This window comes from Mycobacterium sp. NGS18, from assembly GCF_059813185.1.
Genome location: NZ_JCALEC010000007.1, coordinates 150796 through 167856, shown reverse-complemented (window position 1 = coordinate 167856; position 17061 = coordinate 150796). Strand labels below are relative to the sequence as shown.

General features: G+C 68.3%; 14 protein-coding genes. 12 read left to right on the top strand and 2 right to left on the bottom strand.

Going from position 1 to position 17061, the window contains the following annotated elements; translation table 11 throughout:
• Positions 1 to 589: 589 nt before the first annotated feature.
• Positions 590 to 1360, top strand: coding sequence for an SDR family NAD(P)-dependent oxidoreductase (locus AC5Y31_RS15110; RefSeq protein ID WP_499981274.1), 771 nt, complete (start codon positions 590 to 592; stop codon positions 1358 to 1360).
• On the opposite strand, the gene hrpA is transcribed toward AC5Y31_RS15110, so the two are convergent.
• The gene (hrpA, locus tag AC5Y31_RS15105; RefSeq protein WP_499981273.1) at positions 1357 to 5295 is read right to left on the bottom strand and encodes an ATP-dependent RNA helicase HrpA; all 3939 of its coding nucleotides are present in this window, start codon (positions 5293 to 5295) and stop codon (positions 1357 to 1359) included. The two genes, AC5Y31_RS15110 and hrpA, sit on opposite strands and share 4 nt — an antisense overlap.
• Before the next feature lie 108 nt (positions 5296 to 5403).
• Between hrpA and AC5Y31_RS15100 the strand changes: the two genes are divergently transcribed.
• Together AC5Y31_RS15100 and AC5Y31_RS15095 are read left to right on the top strand one after the other, a co-directional pair.
• Complete coding sequence (locus AC5Y31_RS15100) at positions 5404 to 6315, top strand: quinone oxidoreductase family protein (protein WP_499981272.1); 912 nt, start codon at positions 5404 to 5406, stop codon at positions 6313 to 6315.
• A gap of 122 nt (positions 6316 to 6437) precedes the next feature.
• Positions 6438 to 7283 (top strand): SDR family oxidoreductase, encoded by an 846-nt coding sequence (locus tag AC5Y31_RS15095; protein WP_499981270.1) that lies wholly within the window; start codon positions 6438 to 6440, stop codon positions 7281 to 7283.
• 9 nt (positions 7284 to 7292) lie between these two features.
• On the opposite strand, the gene AC5Y31_RS15090 is transcribed toward AC5Y31_RS15095, so the two are convergent.
• Positions 7293 to 7928, bottom strand: coding sequence for a VldE C-terminal domain-containing protein (locus AC5Y31_RS15090; RefSeq protein WP_082966543.1), 636 nt, complete (start codon positions 7926 to 7928; stop codon positions 7293 to 7295).
• Positions 7929 to 8126: 198 nt separating this feature from the next.
• Here AC5Y31_RS15090 and AC5Y31_RS15085 point away from each other — a divergent pair, with 198 nt between their 5' ends.
• From AC5Y31_RS15085 to ureG, 9 genes are all read left to right on the top strand, one after another.
• Positions 8127 to 8477, top strand: coding sequence for a DUF732 domain-containing protein (locus tag AC5Y31_RS15085; protein WP_065025593.1), 351 nt, complete (start codon positions 8127 to 8129; stop codon positions 8475 to 8477).
• Positions 8477 to 9136 carry a class I SAM-dependent methyltransferase gene (locus AC5Y31_RS15080; protein WP_499981268.1) on the top strand — a complete coding sequence of 220 codons (660 nt, stop codon included), beginning with the start codon at positions 8477 to 8479 and terminating at the stop codon, positions 9134 to 9136. The genes AC5Y31_RS15085 and AC5Y31_RS15080 overlap by 1 nt, the downstream gene beginning before the upstream one ends.
• A gap of 83 nt (positions 9137 to 9219) precedes the next feature.
• A complete protein-coding gene (locus AC5Y31_RS15075; RefSeq protein WP_301635653.1) occupies positions 9220 to 12021 on the top strand; it encodes an aconitate hydratase in 2802 nt (933 codons plus the stop codon).
• Between the two features lie 131 nt (positions 12022 to 12152).
• A complete protein-coding gene (locus tag AC5Y31_RS15070) occupies positions 12153 to 12455 on the top strand; it encodes an urease subunit gamma (RefSeq protein WP_065023666.1) in 303 nt (100 codons plus the stop codon).
• Between the two features lie 26 nt (positions 12456 to 12481).
• The gene (gene ureB / locus AC5Y31_RS15065) at positions 12482 to 13072 is read left to right on the top strand and encodes an urease subunit beta (RefSeq protein WP_234787298.1); all 591 of its coding nucleotides are present in this window, start codon (positions 12482 to 12484) and stop codon (positions 13070 to 13072) included.
• Entirely contained in the window at positions 13065 to 14774 is a 1710-nt protein-coding gene (locus tag AC5Y31_RS15060) for an urease subunit alpha (RefSeq protein WP_499981265.1), read from the top strand. The genes ureB and AC5Y31_RS15060 overlap by 8 nt, the downstream gene beginning before the upstream one ends.
• 1 nt (position 14775) lies before the next feature.
• Positions 14776 to 15450: an urease accessory protein UreF gene (locus tag AC5Y31_RS15055; protein WP_499981263.1), complete on the top strand. Its 675-nt coding sequence runs from the start codon at positions 14776 to 14778 to the stop codon at positions 15448 to 15450.
• Between the two features lie 17 nt (positions 15451 to 15467).
• Positions 15468 to 16298 carry an urease accessory protein UreD gene (locus tag AC5Y31_RS15050; RefSeq protein ID WP_065023663.1) on the top strand — a complete coding sequence of 277 codons (831 nt, stop codon included), beginning with the start codon at positions 15468 to 15470 and terminating at the stop codon, positions 16296 to 16298.
• Entirely contained in the window at positions 16264 to 17013 is a 750-nt protein-coding gene (gene ureG, locus AC5Y31_RS15045) for an urease accessory protein UreG (protein ID WP_499981261.1), read from the top strand. The genes AC5Y31_RS15050 and ureG overlap by 35 nt, the downstream gene beginning before the upstream one ends.
• Positions 17014 to 17061: the final 48 nt, after the last annotated feature.

Below are 17061 nucleotides of genomic sequence, written 5' to 3'. Positions count from 1 at the left end.
CGCAGCCCCTGCCGGGTCGTCGCAGTCCTAGCGGCGTGGCGGCTCCCTTACTGCTGCGGGGGCGGCGGCACTACCGGCTGGCACGCATTGGCTCCAGGATTCCACCAATTGCCCGGGCCGCAATTCGGCGGTGCCGTGGGCTGGCACGCATTGGCTCCAGGATTCCAGTACTCGCCCGGACCGCAATTCGGCGGTGCCGTGGGCTGGCACTCATTAGCGCCCGGATTCCACCAATTGCCGGGACCGCAATTAGGAGGCTGAGCCGAACCCACGCCGGGCTCTACCGCTGTCACACACACCGCGGGCGCGATTGCCACCGCCGCGGCAAAGGCTATGCGAAGAACGACGTTACTCATCGAGACCTCCCTCGGAAGTGCCCAGACCTCCGATTTGGAGGTCAGTCTCTTAGCACTACCCCCTCCGACGACGCCGCAATCAGAAATCTGGCAGCCGCTCGGCAATACGTCACGTGACAATTAGCCAATGGGGCGCTCCCCCGCTTCGTGCAATGCTGCCCAAAGTGGCCGGCTCTTGTAGGTTGGCTTGCACAACATTGGAAGACGCTGTGCCACGAGGGAAATGGAACCGAATGACGCTGGACCTGATGCGCCTGTACGACCTCACCGGCAGGACCGCCATCGTCACCGGCGGTACCCGCGGCATTGGTTTCGCCATCGCCGAGGGCCTGGTCGCCTGCGGAGCGAACGTCGTCGTGGCCAGCCGGAAGGCTGACGCCTGTGCCGCCGCCGCGGAGGCGCTTGAGGGGTCGGCGCCGGGCAGGGTGCATGGCGTACCGACTCATCTAGGTGATGTGGAGGCGATCAACGGACTGGTTGCCGCCACCGTCGAGCGCTTCGGCGGCATCGACATCGTCGTCAATAACGCCGCCAACCCGCTGGCCCTGCCGATCGGCCAGATCACGCCGGAAGCGTGGTCGAAATCCTTCGCGGTCAACTTGCAAGGCCCGGTGTTCCTCGTCCAAGCGGCGCTGCCCCACCTCCGCCGAAGTGGCCACGCAGCCATACTCAACGTCGCCTCGGTCGGTGCGTTCCTCTACGCGCCGATGACCTCGATGTACAGCGCCGCCAAAGCGGCGTTGGTGTCCTATACCCGTTCCATGGCAGCCGAATTCGCACCCGAGCGCATCCGAGTCAATGCATTGGCTCCCGGTTCGGTGAACACCGATATGGTCCGTGCCAACCCACCGGAGTTCGTTGAAACCATGCGGACATCGGCGTTGATGCAGCGCATCGCCGAACCGGGCGAAATGGTCGGCCCCGCACTGCTGCTGGTCTCCGATGCTGGAAGCTTCATCACCGGTCAGACACTCATCGCCGATGGCGGTGTAGCGGCCCACTAGCCGGCAGCGTCGATGGCCCGATAGATCCGCTTCTCGCTCACCGGGCGCGGAGTGCCGAGCTGCTGCGCCCACAGGCTGACCCGTAATTCCTCGATCTGCCAACCGATATCGCGCACGTCGACGGCGTCGCGGCGGATCGCCGGTAACGCCGCAAGCAGATCGTCGTAGGCGTCCTGCACGGCGTGCACCTGGGCCATTCGCTGGCGATCGGCGGCGATCCCGTGCGGCAGCTGCTCGAGGCGCCGGCGGATCGCGGCCACATAGCGGGTGACATCGGCCAGCCGTGCCCGCCCGGCCGCGGCGACGAAACCCGGCGCCAACAACCGCGCCAGCTGGTCGCGGATATCGGCGATGGCGTCCTGCTGGGCCGCCGCCGGCTGGGCGGGCACCAGCAGGTCAACGTCGCGGGCGGCGGCGAGCAGCTTCTCCACGCGGCCCAGAACGTCCAGCGTCGTCGGCACCAGCGCTTTGCCGGCCGCGGCGCGCAACGCGGCGAACGCGTCACGCGTCCACACCGGCTCGCCGATCAGCGCATCAGCCGCAGCGTCGGCGCAGTCGTCGGTCAGCGCCGTCAGCGACCCGTCCGGGTTGGCCTTCAGCGCCAAGCGGGTTCGCGGATCCAGCTGCCGTTCAACGTTTTTGACCGGCGATGCCGAACTGCAGCGCAGCAATCTGCGGATACCACCGGGCATCGCCGCGGCCGCTTCGGCCGCGGTGGCGAAGACGCGTAGGTCGACGCTCGTGCCGACATCGACGAACGCCGGACGCCCGCGCACCACCCGCCCGGCGACGACGTGCTCGATAACGCGGGGTATCTCGGCGAGGTCGTCGGGCCAGTCGCGCAGCCCGGTGCGTTCCAGATCGCCGGCAACCGCACCGGCCACCGCGTCGCGTGCCGAGGCGGCGAAGCGATCCTGCAAAGCGGGCAGATCCTCGCCGCGGGCCAACTCCGAGCCGTCGGCGGCTTCGACGGTGAACGTCACCCGCAGATGCGCCGGCAGCTTGGTCAAGTCGAACGCCTCAAGCGGTACCAGGACGCCGGTGCGCCGGCGCAACTCGCGTTGCAGCGCCGCCAGCAGCGACCCGCCATCGGGCTCGAGCGCGGGCAGCACCCCGCGGGCGGTGTCCGGGGCGGGCACGAAGTTGCGGCGCAGATCTTTGGGCAGCGCGCGGATCAGCGCGGTCACCAACTCTTCGCGCAGCGCCGGCACCTGCCAGGTGAAGGCGTCCCCGCCGAGGCGGGCCAGCACATCGATCGGCACGTGCACGGTCACACCGTCGTCGGCGGCGTCGGGTTCGAACCGGTAACTCAGGGGCAGCCGCGCATCGCCGGTCTGCCAGGTGTCGGGGCGGCCGGCGGTGACGTCGTCATCGGCGCGAAGCAGATCATCACGGGTGAGCGTCAGCAACTCCGGTGTCTGATGCCGTTGCTTGCGCCACCAGCCGTCGAAATGCCGCGCGGAGGCGACATCGGCCGGTATCCGAGCGTCGTACCAGGCGTAGATGTCGTCGTCATCGACGAGCAGGTCGCGGCGGCGGGCCCGGTCCTGCAACTGCTCGAGCTCGGTCCGCAACCGCGCGTTGTCGGCTAGGAAGCCGTGGCGGCTCTGCCAGTCGCCCTCCACCAGTGCGTGCCGGATGAACAGCTCGCGGGCCAGGGTCGGCTCGATTCGGGCGTAGCCGACCCGACGGCGCGCCACCAGCGGCAGCCCGTACAGCGTCACCCGCTCGTAGGCCAGCACCTCGCCACGCTGGGCGTCCCAGTGCGGCTCGCTGTAGCTGCGCTGCACCAACTCCCCCGCCACCCGCTCGACGATTTCGGGCTGGATGCGCGCCGCGGTGCGCCCGTAGAGCCGGCTGGTCTCGACCAGCTCGGCCACCACCACCCACCGCGGTGGCCGTTTGGCCAGCACCGATCCGGGCGCCAGCACGAATCGCGAGTTACGCGCCCCGAGATAGTCGCGCCCGTCCACATGGCGCATCCCGACGTGCGACAGCAGCCCGGCCAGCAGGGCCGAATGTATGCGGGCCCGGCCGGTCGGTTGGTCGACGTCGACCCCGGACTCGCGCAGGCCCAGATCGCGGACGATGCTGCGCAGCTGCCCCACCAGATCCTGCCACTCGCGGATGCGCAGATAGTGCAGGAACTCGTCGCGGCACATCCGACGGAACGCGCTGCGGCTCAATGCCTTGCGCTGCTCGGCGAGATACCGCCACAGGTTGAGGTAGGACATGAAGTCCGACTCGTCATCGGCGAAGCGGGCATGCTTGGCGCGGGCGGCCTCCTCCCGGTCGGTGGGCCGCTCCCGTGGGTCGGGGATCGTCAACGCCGCCGCCAGCACCAGCAACTCGCGCAGGCAGCCCTCGTCGTCGGCGGCCAGGATCATCCGGCCCAGCCGCGGGTCCACCGGCAACCGGGCCAGCCGGCGACCCAGGTCGGTGATCTGGCCTAGCGTGTCGAACGCCCCGAGTTCGACCAGCAGCGCCACCCCGTCGCGGACGCTGCGCGCGTCCGGTGGATCCAGGAATGGGAAGTCCACCACCTCACCGAGGCGCAACGCCGCCATCTGCAGCAGTACCGCGGCGAGATTGGTGCGCAGCACCTCCGGGTCGGTGTAGGCCGGCCGGGTGTCGAAGTCGGCTTGCGAGTACAGCCGGATGCACACACCCGGGGCGGTGCGCCCGCAGCGGCCGGCCCGCTGAGCGGCCGAGGCCTGCGAGATCGGTTCGATCGGCAGCCGCTGCACCTTGAGCCGCCTGCTGTAGCGCGAGATGCGGGCGTTGCCGGGGTCGATGACATAGCGGATACCCGGCACGGTGAGCGACGTCTCGGCCACGTTGGTCGCCAGCACTACTCGCCGGGTGATGTTGGATCCGGGGCGCCGCGCGAACACTTTCTGTTGTTCGGCGGTCGGTAGCCGGGCATACAGCGGCAACACCTCGGTGTTTCGTCGTCCTGCCAAAGCATCTGCGGTATCCCGGATTTCCCGCTCACCGGAGAGAAACACCAAGATGTCGCCCGGCGGCTCGGCTTCCAGTTCGCCGATCGCGTCGACGATCGCCTCGATCTCGTCGCGCATCTCGGTGCGCACGATCTCGCGGTCGGGATCGTCGGGATCCTCGGCGGTGTCGGCCGCGACCGCGACTTCCAGTGGGCGGTAACGAATCTCCACCGGGTAGGTCCGCCCGGACACCTCAATGATCGGAGCCCCCCCGCTGTGCCCAAATTCGGCTCCGCCGAAGTGCGCGGCGAACCGCTGCGGCTCGATGGTCGCCGAGGTGACGATCACCTTCAGATCGGGCCGCCGGGGCAGCAGCTCACGCAGGTAGCCGAGCAGGAAGTCGATGTTGAGGCTGCGTTCGTGGGCCTCGTCGAGAATCACTGTGTCGTAACGCAGCAGCCGGCGATCGCGCTGGATCTCGGCGAGCAGAATGCCGTCGGTCATCAGCTTGACGCAGGTGCGGTCGCTGACCTGGTCGGTGAACCGCACGCTGTAGCCGACGACGTCGCCGAGCGGAACCGCCAACTCCTCGGCGATGCGCCCCGCGACCGTGCGCGCGGCGAGCCGCCGCGGCTGGGTGTGCCCGATGGTGCCGCGGATGCCGCGGCCGAGTTCGAGGCAGATCTTGGGCAGCTGCGTCGTCTTGCCCGACCCGGTCGCCCCGGCCACCACCACGACCTGGTGCGCCCGGATCGCCTCGGCGATCTCGTCGCGCCGGTCGCTGACCGGCAGTTCGGGATAGCTGATCGCCGGGACGGCGGCTCGGCGCGCCGCCACGACCGCTTCGGCGGCGGTGATCTGGGCGGCGAGGTGCTGCAGCTTCTCCGGCGGGGCACCACGTAGCTGTTTCAGGCGCCGGCCGAAATGCACGGCGTCGCGGATGGTCAGGCCGTCGAGCCGGCTGCGCAATTCAGCGACGGAGGGCTCGGGCACTCCGCCGAGGATAGAGGTCGGCGAACGGGCGGGCACGCCGTGGACGGCTATGGGGTTTCCATGCTTGGTCAATGGGTAGCCGGAACTGACACACCGAAGGGAGCCGTGGTGCGTGCAGCGATTTTGCGTAAGGCCGGCGAGGCTCCGACCGTCGGCGAATTCGACGAGCCCGACGGGCAAGTGGTCGACGTCCGGGTCGCCGGCTGTAATCCCGTCGATCTCGCACTGGCATCAGGTGCCGCCGGCGCACCGACAGTTCCGTCGGTGGTCGGCAAAGAGGGCGTCGGTCTGACCGCCGATGGCACGCGGGTGTACTTCGATTCACCACCCGACCCGTTCGGGTCCTGGGCGCAACGCTGCCGCATCGAACCGGCCACGGCGTTCTCGGTTCCCGACGGCGTCGACGACGACCTGGCCGTCGCCTTGGGGATCGCCGGCCTGGCGGCGTGGCTGCCGCTGACCCGACATGCCAGCGTCACCGACGCCGAATCGGTGCTGATTCTCGGGGCAACGGGCACGGTGGGCCGGATAGCGGTACAAGCCGCCAAACTGCTCGGCGCCGGTCGGGTGGTCGGTGCCGGACGAAATCCCGAAGCCTTGGAACAGGTCGCAGCGCTGGGCGCCGACGCCACCGTCGCGCTCGGCAAGGGCGATGACGCCGACGCGCTCAAAGCCGAAGCCGGTGCGGGCTATGACGTCGTGCTCGATCTGGTGTACGGCAAGCCGTTTCTGGCCGCCCTGGAAGCCAGCGCTGTCGGCGCGACGCTGATCACCGTCGGTCAAGGAGCCGGTTCGAGTGCCGAGGTGTCATTCCGATCCCTGATGGGCCGCACCCATGTCGGTCACCTCAACAACGCGATGGGGCCCGACGTGATGCGGGCCGGGTACCAGGAGCTGACGCGTCATGCCGCCGACGGCAAAATCACACTCGACATTCGCCGTTACAGCCTTGAAGAAGCCGCCGACGCCTGGCGCGCCCAAGCCGAGAGTCCCCACGCCAAACTGGTGATCGTGCCGTGACCCGGTAGCGCAGCCGAGCGGCGACGGACTTTACAAAAATAGGCAGAAATGTCACGCTTGCCGCCGGGCGTGAGCCTGCGCGCATCCGCCCTGGATCAGGGCATGACCAGAGGAGCCAACCGGTGGCAGACACTGAATTCTCCGGCCGCACCATGGTGGTCTCCGGCGGCAGCCGGGGCATCGGCCTGGCGATCGGACTCGGCGCGGCGAAGTTGGGCGCCAACGTCGTGTTGCTGGCCAAGACCGCCGAACCGCACCCCCGGCTGCCGGGAACGGTGCACACCGCCGCCGCTGAAATCGAAGCGGCCGGCGGCAAGGCCCTGGCCGTCGTGGGCGACGTACGCAGCGAAGACGACGTGCAGCGCGCCGTCGACGCCGCGGTGGACCGGTTCGGCGGCATCGATGTCTGCGTGAACAACGCCAGCTCCATCGCCACCGAACCGACCGACCAGCTGTCGGCCAAGAAGTTCGATCTGATGCAGGACATCAACGTGCGCGGGACGTTCCTGTTGACCAAGGCGTGCCTGCCGCATCTGCGCAGGTCTCCCGCAGCACACGTGCTGACCATCGCTCCCCCGCTCAACCTGAACCCGTATTGGCTGGGCATCCACCCCTCCTACACGCTGTCCAAGTACGGCATGAGCCTGCTGACGCTGGGCTGGGCCGCGGAATACGCCGACGCCGGAATCGCCTGCAACTGCCTATGGCCGGAGACCTACATCGCCACGTCCGCGGTGGCCAACTCCCCCGACGGTGGGAATCTGATCGAGAAGGCGCGCAGCCCGCAGATCATGGCAGACGCCGCCGTGGCAATCCTGCGGCGCCCGGCCGCCGAGGCGAGCGGGCAGTGCTACATCGACGCCGACGTGCTCGCCGAGACCGGCGTGACGGACTTCTCCGGCTACGGTGGCGGCCCCGAGCCGCTGATGGACTTCTTCGTCGACCGGCCGCTGGGCGGTGGGGCCTAAAGCCCACGCTCAGCGCAGGTAGACCTCACTGCCGCTGGGATAGCCGCCGCCGGTGGTGGTGACGTGGACGTGGTCGTAGTGGCCGTAGCCGCCGCGCTGCGCCCCGCCGCCGGGCGTGTAGTACACACCGCGCCAGATGGCGTCCTGCAGGCCGAACCGGCCCGCGTTCTCCATCACATAGGCCACGATCGAGTCGCCGAGCGCGATGCCCTCGGCACTGCCGGGGTTGGGAATCATCACATCGAGGGCCAGCCCGTTGGGGTGCCAGCGCAAGGCGTCGGCGCGCACGCCACCAATCTGGTGAATCTGCGGAAAGGCGTCGCTGATGCTGCGGGAGGCCTGGATCGTCTTGACCTGAAGGCCGCTTTCCGGGGCCACCCCGGCCGGCAGGAAGCGGGACACCATCCGCATCCGTGAGGCCGCCGCCACCCCGGCGGGCGTGCCCTGCTGCAGGTAGTCGGCGGGCGCCGCGACCAGCTGCAATCCGCCCGGCTCCTCGGCCTCAGCAACCACCGGCGCGGAATCTTTGGCGATTGTCGGAGTGGCGCTGCCACCTACAGCAAAGAACATAGCTACTGGTGCGATGACCACAGCCATCCATGCGGAGGACTTTCGGCGTTGGCTGGCTAACTCGTGTCGGCCCACGGGTAGATAGGATACGAGAAATCTGGCTAATAGTCACAATTTTATAAAGCTCAGGAAACATTTTAGAATCGGGTACCGCAGCAGCCCGGCGCGGGCCGCCGAGGTGTGCCCTGTTCCCGCAGATCAGCGGGCCTCGGGTGGCGCAGCGCACAGCCGCAAAGGTAGACCACCTAATCAGATGGGTTTAGACTGCATCGCATGAAGTCGACGACCCTTGCTGCGGCGATCACGGGCTTGGCGGTGGTCCTGGCGGCGCCCGCGCAGGCCGACCCCGACATTGATTTCGCCAACGAACTGCACACCTACGGCATCTACGGCCCGCGGGACTACAACGCGTGGCTGGGCAAGATCGTCTGCGAGCGCCTGGACAAGGGTGTCGACGGCGATGCCGCCAAGTCGGTCCGCTTCATCACCCCCAACCTGCCGAAGGGCACCAACCAGTCGCAGCCCAACCCGGCCCAGGCCTGGCAGTTCCTCGGCGCCGCGATCAACACCTACTGCCCGGACAAGCGCGGCGTATTCGAGCAGGCAGCAGCGCAGCAGCACTGATGGACGTCAGCCGGCTCTGGCAGAACAGGCTGTTCGCCCGCACGGTGGGCGCCGCCTACGCCCGCGCCATCGAACAGCCCGGAGCGGCTCGCGTCTTTGGTCGGCTGCTCTTCGGCACCGACGTCGACCGCATATACCGGGCCATGAACGTCGTCACCGACCTGCCTGATGGCGCGGCCGTACTGGATGTGCCCTGCGGCGGCGGCATCACCATCGAGCGCCTCACACCCGGCCGGCGGGTGCGCTACGTGGCGATGGACATCTCGGCGGGCATGCTCGACCACGCCCGGCGGCGGCTGCGCCCCGAGCTGCGCGACACCGTCGAGTTCGTCGAGGCCAGCATCGAAGCGATCCCGTTCGCCGACGACGAGTTCGACTTGTGTGTGTGCTTCAACGGGCTGCACTGTCTGCCCGATCCGGCCGCCGCCATCCGGGAGATCGCCCGTTGCCTCAAACCCGGCGGCCGGCTGGTCGGCGACTTCGCCACCCGCGGCCAGGTTCGCCGGGCCGATGCCTACATGGTGGTGATGCGGACCAGCGGCACCTTCGGTCCCGGCGGCACCGTCGACGACGCCCGGCGGTGGTTCACCGAAGCCGGGCTGACGGTCGACGAGCTTGAATGTTCCGGCGCGATCACACATTTCGCGGTCCACAAGTAAGCGGTGCTGATTCCGCCCTAGCCTCGCCGGTTTCGACGACTATGGTCGTAACTATCCCGATTCGACCGGCGAGAGGGGCCATGATGCCCGCACACAGCATCCTCGACAGCTTCGGAACCAAAGACCAGCTCGCCGTCGACGACACCAGCTATCAGATCCGGCGCCTCGATCGCATCGACGGCGCCGAGCGACTCCCCTACAGCCTCAAGGTCCTGCTGGAAGACCTGCTGCGCAACGAAGACGGCCACCTGGTGACCGACGAACAGATCAACGCGATGGCCGCCTGGGATCCGAAAGCCGAACACGGCCGGGAGATCGCCTACACCCCGGCGCGGGTGCTGATGCAGGACTTCACCGGAGTGCCCTGCGTCGTCGATCTGGTGGCGATGCGCGACGCGATCGCGGATCTGGGCGGGCAGACCAAACGGATCAACCCGCTGTGTCCCACCGAACTGGTGATCGATCACTCGGTGATCGCCGACGTCTTCGGCCGCACCGATGCGTTCGCGATCAACGCCGAGCTGGAGTTCGAGCGCAACGCCGAGCGCTACCAGCTGCTGCGCTGGGGGCAGCAGGCCTTCGATGACTTCTCGGTGGTGCCGCCCGACACCGGCATCTGTCACCAGGTCAACCTGGAATACCTGGCCAGGGTGGTGTTCACCCGCGACAGTGCGGACGGCCCGATGGCCTACCCCGACACCCTGGTCGGCACCGACTCGCACACCCCGATGGTCAACGGCCTCGGGGTGCTGGGTTGGGGCGTAGGCGGGATCGAAGCCGAAGCCGCCATGCTGGGCCAGCCGATGAGCATGCTGATCCCCCAGGTGGTGGGGCTCAAACTCTCCGGCGAACTGCAGCCCGGAACCACCGCCACCGACCTGGTGCTGACCGTCGCCGAGTTGCTGCGGCGCACCGGAGTGGTGGGCAAGTTCGTCGAGTTCTTCGGCCCCGGGGTGGCCAACGTCCCGCTGGCGAACCGGGCCACCATCGGCAACATGAGCCCCGAGTACGGGGCCACCTGCGCGATCTTCCCGATCGACGGCGTCACCTGCGACTACCTGCGGCTCACCGGCCGCTCCGAACACCAGATCAAGCTGGTCGAGGCCTACGCCAAAGAGCAGGGCATGTGGCACGACCCCGAACGCGAGCCGGCATACTCCCAAATCCTCGAACTGGATCTGGGCAATGTGGTGCCGTCGATCGCCGGGCCGAAACGCCCGCAGGACCGCATCCCGCTGCGAGTCGCCCCGCAGACCGTCTGCGCGCTGCTCGGCGGTGTCGAAACGACCGAACAGGCGCTGTCGGAGCTCGACGAGGCCTCCGCGGACTCCTTCCCGGCCAGCGATCCGATCGCCTTCGGCGACACCAGCAGTCCCCAGGGCAAGCCCCGCCAGCCGCAGAGTGAATGCATCGAAGGCGACTGGCCGTCGGCCGCAGTGGCCGTGGAGTTGGCGGACGGCACCAGCACCGACGTCAACACCGGCGACGTGGTGATCGCGGCCATCACGTCGTGCACCAACACCTCCAACCCCTCGGTAATGGTCGGCGCGGCACTGCTGGCCCGCAACGCCGTCGAGAAGGGCCTGTCCCGCAAACCCTGGGTCAAGACCACGCTGGCACCCGGGTCGCGGGTGGTCACCGACTACTACAACCGGGCCGGCCTGACTCCCTATCTGGACAAGCTGGGCTTCAACCTCGTCGGCTACGGCTGCACCACCTGCATCGGCAACTCCGGCCCGCTGATCCCGGAGGTGAGTAAGGCCGTCGTCGACAGCGACATGACGGTGTGCTCGGTGCTCTCGGGCAACCGTAACTTCGAAGGCCGCATCCACCCCGAGGTCAAGATGAACTTCTTGGCCTCCCCACCGCTGGTGGTCGCCTATGCACTGGCCGGCACCCTGCGGGTCAATCTGCTGACCGACCCGATCGGCACCGGCAGCGACGGCGAACCGGTGTATCTGCGGGATATCTGGCCGAGCGAAGCGGACATCGAAGCCGTCGTTTCCGACAATCTGCAGGCCGAGATGTTCACCGCCAGCTACGCCGACGTCTTCACCGGCGACGAACGCTGGCGCGGGCTGGAGGTACCCGAGGGCGACACCTTCTCCTGGGACCCCGACTCCACCTATGTACGCCAGCCGCCGTACTTCGACGGCATGACGCGCGAGCCCGAGCCGGTCACCGACATCACCGGCGCCCGGGTGCTGGCCAAGCTGGGCGACTCGGTCACCACCGACCACATCAGCCCGGCCGGGTCGATCCGCCACGACTCCCCCGCCGGAAAGTACTTGTCGGAGCATGGAATTGAACGCAAGGACTTCAACTCGTACGGCTCCCGGCGCGGCAACCACGAAGTGATGATCCGCGGCACGTTCGCCAACATCCGGCTGCGCAATCAATTGGCGCCGGGCACCGAAGGCGGCTTCACCCGCGACTTCACCCAGTCGGACGGCCCGGTCACCACCATCTACGACGCGTCGGTCAACTACCTCGACGCCGGCGTCCCGCTGGTGATTCTGGCAGGCAAGGAATACGGCTCCGGTTCCTCTCGCGACTGGGCCGCAAAGGGCACCGTGCTGCTCGGGGTGCGTGCGGTGCTCGCGGTGTCCTACGAGCGCATCCACCGTTCCAACCTGATCGGGATGGGTGTACTGCCGCTGCAGTTCCCCGACGGGGCCGACGCCGAGTCGCTGGGTCTGACCGGTGAGGAGACCTTCGACATCACCGGCGTGACCGCGCTGGGTGACAGCATCCCCGACACCGTGCACGTCAAAGCCGGTGACGTCGAGTTCGATGCCAAGGTGCGCATCGACACCCCCGGCGAGGCCGACTACTACCGGCACGGCGGCATCATGCAGTACGTGCTGCGGCAGCTGCTCGACTGATCCGAAACCGCTATCTGCGCAGGGCAAGTCGCTAGGGGCCAAGCTGCGGCGTTTAACGCCACCAACGTCCGGGTAGGCCCCGCCGTGGTGTGACGCATCGGCGTCGGCCGCCCCGGCGAAAGGGAACCGCGATGTTCTTGACGCTCCGAGAACAAGAACGTCTGCTGATTCACACCGCGGCGGAGGTGGCCCTGAAACGACGCAAGCGCGGCCTCAAGCTCAACTTGCCCGAAGCCACCGCGGTGGTCACCCAGTTCGTGCTCGAGGGTGCCCGCGACGGCCGGTCGAAAGCCGACATCCAAGATGCGGCGCGCCACGTCCTGAAACGCGAAGACGTGATGGACGGTATCGCCGAGATGCTGCAGAAGGTCGACGTTGAAGCGACGTTTCCCGACGGCACCAAATTGGTGACCGTTCCCCAGCCCATTCACTGACATCGGCGGGAATGAAGGCGACAGCCATGCGCGGACCGACCGACAAAATCAGGGACACCGTCACCAACCGGATGCAGCGGGCCCAGAAGAGCTCGTGGCTGCCGGGCGCGGCCAGCCGGGCGGTCGCCCGGGCCCAACGCGTCCTGCAGCGCAATCCCCGGCTGGAGAAACTGGTCTCGTCAGCACAGCGGCACCTGCCCCCGCTGCGGCGCCAACGCGCCGGCTCCGGCAAGTCGATTCCGATGGGTACCGGCAAGGCGCCGATGGGAATGGTGCAGCCGGGCCCTTCCTCGAGCATGAAACCGTCGGCGCCGGGTGCCCTCATCTTCGGGGACGCCCCGGTGCCCATCAACGTCGGCTGCGAGATCACGACGGTGAAGGTCGTCAACACCGGCGACCGGCCGATCTCGGTGGGCTCGCATTTCCATTTCGCCGAGGCCAACCCCGCGCTGGAGTTCGACCGGGAGGCGGCCTGGGGCAAGCGGCAGAACATCATGTCCAGCGGAATGAGCCGGTTCGACCCCGGCGTGACCCAAGAGATCGAGCTGATCCCTTTCGGGGGCCGCAGAATTGCCGCCGGGTTCCGCGGCGCGTGCAAAGGCCCGCTCGATGCCTGAGATCCCCCGCCACCTCTACGTGATGATGCTGGGCCCCACCAAGGGCGATCAGCTTCGGCTGGCCGACACCGACCTGTTCATCGAGGTCGAAGAGGACTACTGCGTCGGCGGGGACGAGATCGTGTTCGGCGGCGGCAAATCCGGGCGCGAGTCCCAGGGCCAATCACACGTTCCCCGCGCGCAGGGCACCCCCGACCTGGTGATCACCAATGTGGTGATCCTCGACCACTGGGGAATCGTCAAGGCAGACGTGGGAATTCGCGACGGCCGCTTCACCGCCATCGGGAAGTCGGGCAACCCCGACGTGATGGACGGCGTTCACCCCGACTTGGTCATCGGCCCCTCCACCGAGATCATGAACGGCACCGGCCTGATCATGACGGCCGGCGCCATCGACACCCACGTGCACTTCGTGAACCCGCAGATGTGCGAGGTGGCCCTGCAAGCCGGCATCACCACGCTGGTCGGGGGTGGCAGCGGACCCACCGACGGGGGCAAAGCCACCCTGGCGACCCCGGGCTTCTGGTGGCTGGCACGGATGCTGGAGAGCTTCGACCCCTGGCCGGTCAACGTGGCATTTCTGGGGCGCGGCACCACGATCAACGAGGAAGCGTTGTGGGAACAGTTGCGCGCCGGTGCCGCCGGACTCAAGGTCCACGAGGACTGGGGCGCGACACCGGCGGTGATCGACACCGCCCTGCGGGTCGCCGATGAGGCCGGGGTGCAGGTCGCCATCCACAGCGACACCCTCAACGAGGCGGGCTTCGTCGAAGATCTCATGCGCACGGTCAACGGCCGCAGCTTCCACAGCTACCACACCGAAGGCGCCGGCGGCGGCCACGCCCCCGACATCATCCGGATCGCCGGCGAAGCCAATGTGCTGCCGTCGTCGACCACCCCGACCCGCCCGTTCACCGTCAACACCGTCGATGAACAGCTCGACATGTGCCTGGTGGCCCACCAGCTCAACCCCAAGGTTCCGGCGGAGTTGCAGTTCGCCGAGAGCCGGGTCCGGGCCGGCACCATCGCCGCCGAAGACATCCTGCAGGACATCGGCGCGATCTCGGCGATGTCGTCTGACGCGCAAGCGATGGGGCGTCTCGGCGAGACGGTGTTGCGCACCTGGCAGACCGCCCACGCGATGAAGCAGCTGCGCGGTCCGCTGTGCTCCGATGAGCGCGCCGACAACGAGCGAGCCCGGCGCTACGTCGCCAAAACCACCATCTGCCCAGCGATCATCCACGGCCTCGACGACGAAATCGGATCCATCGCCGTCGGCAAACTGGCCGACTTCGTGTTGTGGGCCCCCGCCATGTTCGGGGTCAAGCCGACCGCGGTGTTCAAAGGGGGCATGGGCGCGCTGGCGATGCTCGGCGACCCCAGCGCGGCGGTGCCCACCCCCGAGCCGGTGTTGCCGCGGCTGGGCTACAACGCCTTCACCCGCGCCGCGGCGGCCACCAGCGTCGCGTTCGTCGCGCCCGTCGCACTCGAAGACGGGCTGGCCGACCGACTCAACGTCGAACGCCGACTCGTGCCGGTCAAGAACATGCGCCAACGCAGCAAAGCCGACTTGCCGCTCAACGACGCGCTGCCGAACATCGAGGTCAACCCCGACACCTTCGAGGTCCGCATCGACGGGCAAACGACCAACCATGCACCGCTGACCGAGCTGCCCATGACCCAGCGCTACTTCCTCTACTGACATGCCGGCCACGCCAGCTGCGCTGCTGCTGCTCACCGACGGGCGCCTGCCGGCCGGCGGTTACGCGCACTCCGGCGGCGTTGAGGCATCGGTTCAGGCGGGACGCGTGCACGACCGAGCCAGCCTGGAAGAGTTCCTGCGCGGACGGGCTGCCACCTCCGGTGCCGTCGCCGCCGCTTTCGCCGCTGCGGCCTGCCACGCGACCGCAGCAGGCGATCTGGCGCGGCTCACCGAGCTGGAGGCAGAGCTCGACGCCCGGATGCCGTCGCCGGCGCTGCGCAGCGCATCGCGCGCCCTGGGCCGGCAATTGCAACGGGCAATGCGAACCATCCGGCCGGCCCCGCAGCTCGACGCGCTGGGCCGGCACCCCCACCAGCCGATCGCCATGGGTGTGGTCGCCGCGGTCTTCGACCTCGATGCACGTGATGCGGCCACCGCGGCGCTGTATGACAGCGTGGCCGGGCCGGCCGCCGCCGCGGTGCGGCTGATCAGCCTCGACCCACTCGATGTTCATGCCGTGCTGGCAGATCTGCTGGCCGACCTCCATGTGCTGGCCGGCGCCGCAGCCGGTCATGCCGGCACCGCACCGGCGGACCTGCCGGCCCACGCCGCCCCACTGCTCGATATCGCCGCGGAACATCACACCCGGCAGGAGGCGCGACTATTTGCTTCCTGAACCCCCGATCCGGCGAGATGCGCGCGCACGCACGGCTGGCCACCGAAGCCACTATCGGCTGGGACGGACAGTGGACCAGTCAGGTCAGCGCCCTGCGCGCGCAGGCCCCGATCATGCCGCGCATCACCGGGCCCAAAGAACCGCATCCGTGGGCGGATCAGCTACCCGCGGCGGTCCGGGTGAGCGTGGCCGCGGGGGCCGCCGGCCCGATGGGCGGCGACGAACTCGATTTCGACATCGACGTGGGAGCCAACAGCTGCCTGGTGCTCACCGACATCTCGGCCACCCTGTTGCTGCCCGGAGCCCGCGGGCGCTGCTCACGCAGCTCGATACGGGTGCGGGTCGCAGACGGCGCCACGCTGGTCTGGCTGGCCGAACCATTGATCGCCGCGGCACACTGCAACCACGTCAACGACGTCGACGTCGCGCTCGCCCCCACCGCCCGGCTACTGCTGCGCGAAGAACTGATTCTCGGTCGCCACGGCGAACAACCGGGCACCATCCGGCAGCGGCTGCTGATCCGGCGCGACGGACAGCCGCTCTACCACCAGGACCTGCACATCGGGGCCGACGCGCCCGGCTGGAACAGTGCCGCCGTGGCCGCCGGCCACCGGGCAGTGGGCTCAATACTGCTCGTGGACCCGCAACGGGATTGGACGACGCAGCGCAGCTCGATGATGTGTCCGTCAGCCGGGCTGCTGCCGCTGGCCGGCCCCGCCGCGCTGGTCTCCGCGCTCGCCGACGACAGCCTCGCGTTGCGGCGGGCGCTGACCGCCGGCCTCGACGAACTCGGGACGCCCTGGCAATCCGATGATGTCCCAACGGAAGAGGAGCCGCACAGTGCCTGACACCCAACATCTCCACCACGACACCCGTGCGCTACGACTGGGAGTGGCCGGGCCGGTGGGCACCGGCAAGAGCTCACTGATCGCCACCGTGTGCCGGAACCTGTCCGGCGAATACCGCTTCGGTGTGGTCACCAACGACATCTACACCGACGAGGACGCCCGCTTTCTGCGGGCGCAGGGAATTCTGCCCGCCGAGCGGATCCGCGCGGTGGAAACCGGTGCCTGCCCGCACACCGCGATCCGCGACGACATCACGATGAATCTTCTTGCCGTCGAAGACCTCGAGCACGATTTCGCCCCGTTGGACATCGTTCTGATCGAAAGCGGCGGCGACAACCTCACCGCCACCTTCTCCCCCGGCCTCGTCGACGCCCAGATCTTCGTCCTCGACGTCGCCGGCGGCGGAGACGTCGCACGCAAAGGCGGCCCCGGAATCGCGCGCGCGGATCTGCTGGTGATCAACAAGATCGACCTCGGTTCCTATGTCGATGTCGATGTGCCGCAGATGGTTGCCGATGCCCGGGCCGCCCGCGCCGGCTCCCCCGTTCTGGCACTGTCGCGCAAGCAGCAGCCCACCGTCGACGAGCTGTGCCAGTGGGTGCGCGGCATTCACGCCGCCTACACCTCCGGGGGCCACGTGCCGGTCGACCCGGGACCGATGGCACCGCACAGTCACAGCCAGCACCGGCACGACCACAGCCACAGTGAGACCTAGCCGTGGCCGGCGTGTGTGGCGACGAAATCGTCGTCGCCGATCGGGAGT

What these genes read in the sequence shown, in the direction of transcription:
- AC5Y31_RS15110 (WP_499981274.1), top strand. Translation starts at nt 590, where the DNA reads ATGACGCTGGACCTGATGCGCCTGTACGACCTCACCGGCAGGACCGCC.
- AC5Y31_RS15085 (WP_065025593.1), top strand. Translation starts at nt 8,127, where the DNA reads ATGAAGTCGACGACCCTTGCTGCGGCGATCACGGGCTTGGCGGTGGTC.
- AC5Y31_RS15080 (WP_499981268.1), top strand. Translation starts at nt 8,477, where the DNA reads ATGGACGTCAGCCGGCTCTGGCAGAACAGGCTGTTCGCCCGCACGGTG.
- AC5Y31_RS15075 (WP_301635653.1), top strand. Translation starts at nt 9,220, where the DNA reads ATGCCCGCACACAGCATCCTCGACAGCTTCGGAACCAAAGACCAGCTC.
- AC5Y31_RS15070 (WP_065023666.1), top strand. Translation starts at nt 12,153, where the DNA reads ATGTTCTTGACGCTCCGAGAACAAGAACGTCTGCTGATTCACACCGCG.
- ureB (WP_234787298.1), top strand. Translation starts at nt 12,482, where the DNA reads ATGCGCGGACCGACCGACAAAATCAGGGACACCGTCACCAACCGGATG.
- AC5Y31_RS15060 (WP_499981265.1), top strand. Translation starts at nt 13,065, where the DNA reads ATGCCTGAGATCCCCCGCCACCTCTACGTGATGATGCTGGGCCCCACC.
- AC5Y31_RS15055 (WP_499981263.1), top strand. Translation starts at nt 14,776, where the DNA reads ATGCCGGCCACGCCAGCTGCGCTGCTGCTGCTCACCGACGGGCGCCTG.
- AC5Y31_RS15050 (WP_065023663.1), top strand. Translation starts at nt 15,468, where the DNA reads ATGCGCGCGCACGCACGGCTGGCCACCGAAGCCACTATCGGCTGGGAC.
- ureG (WP_499981261.1), top strand. Translation starts at nt 16,264, where the DNA reads ATGTCCCAACGGAAGAGGAGCCGCACAGTGCCTGACACCCAACATCTC.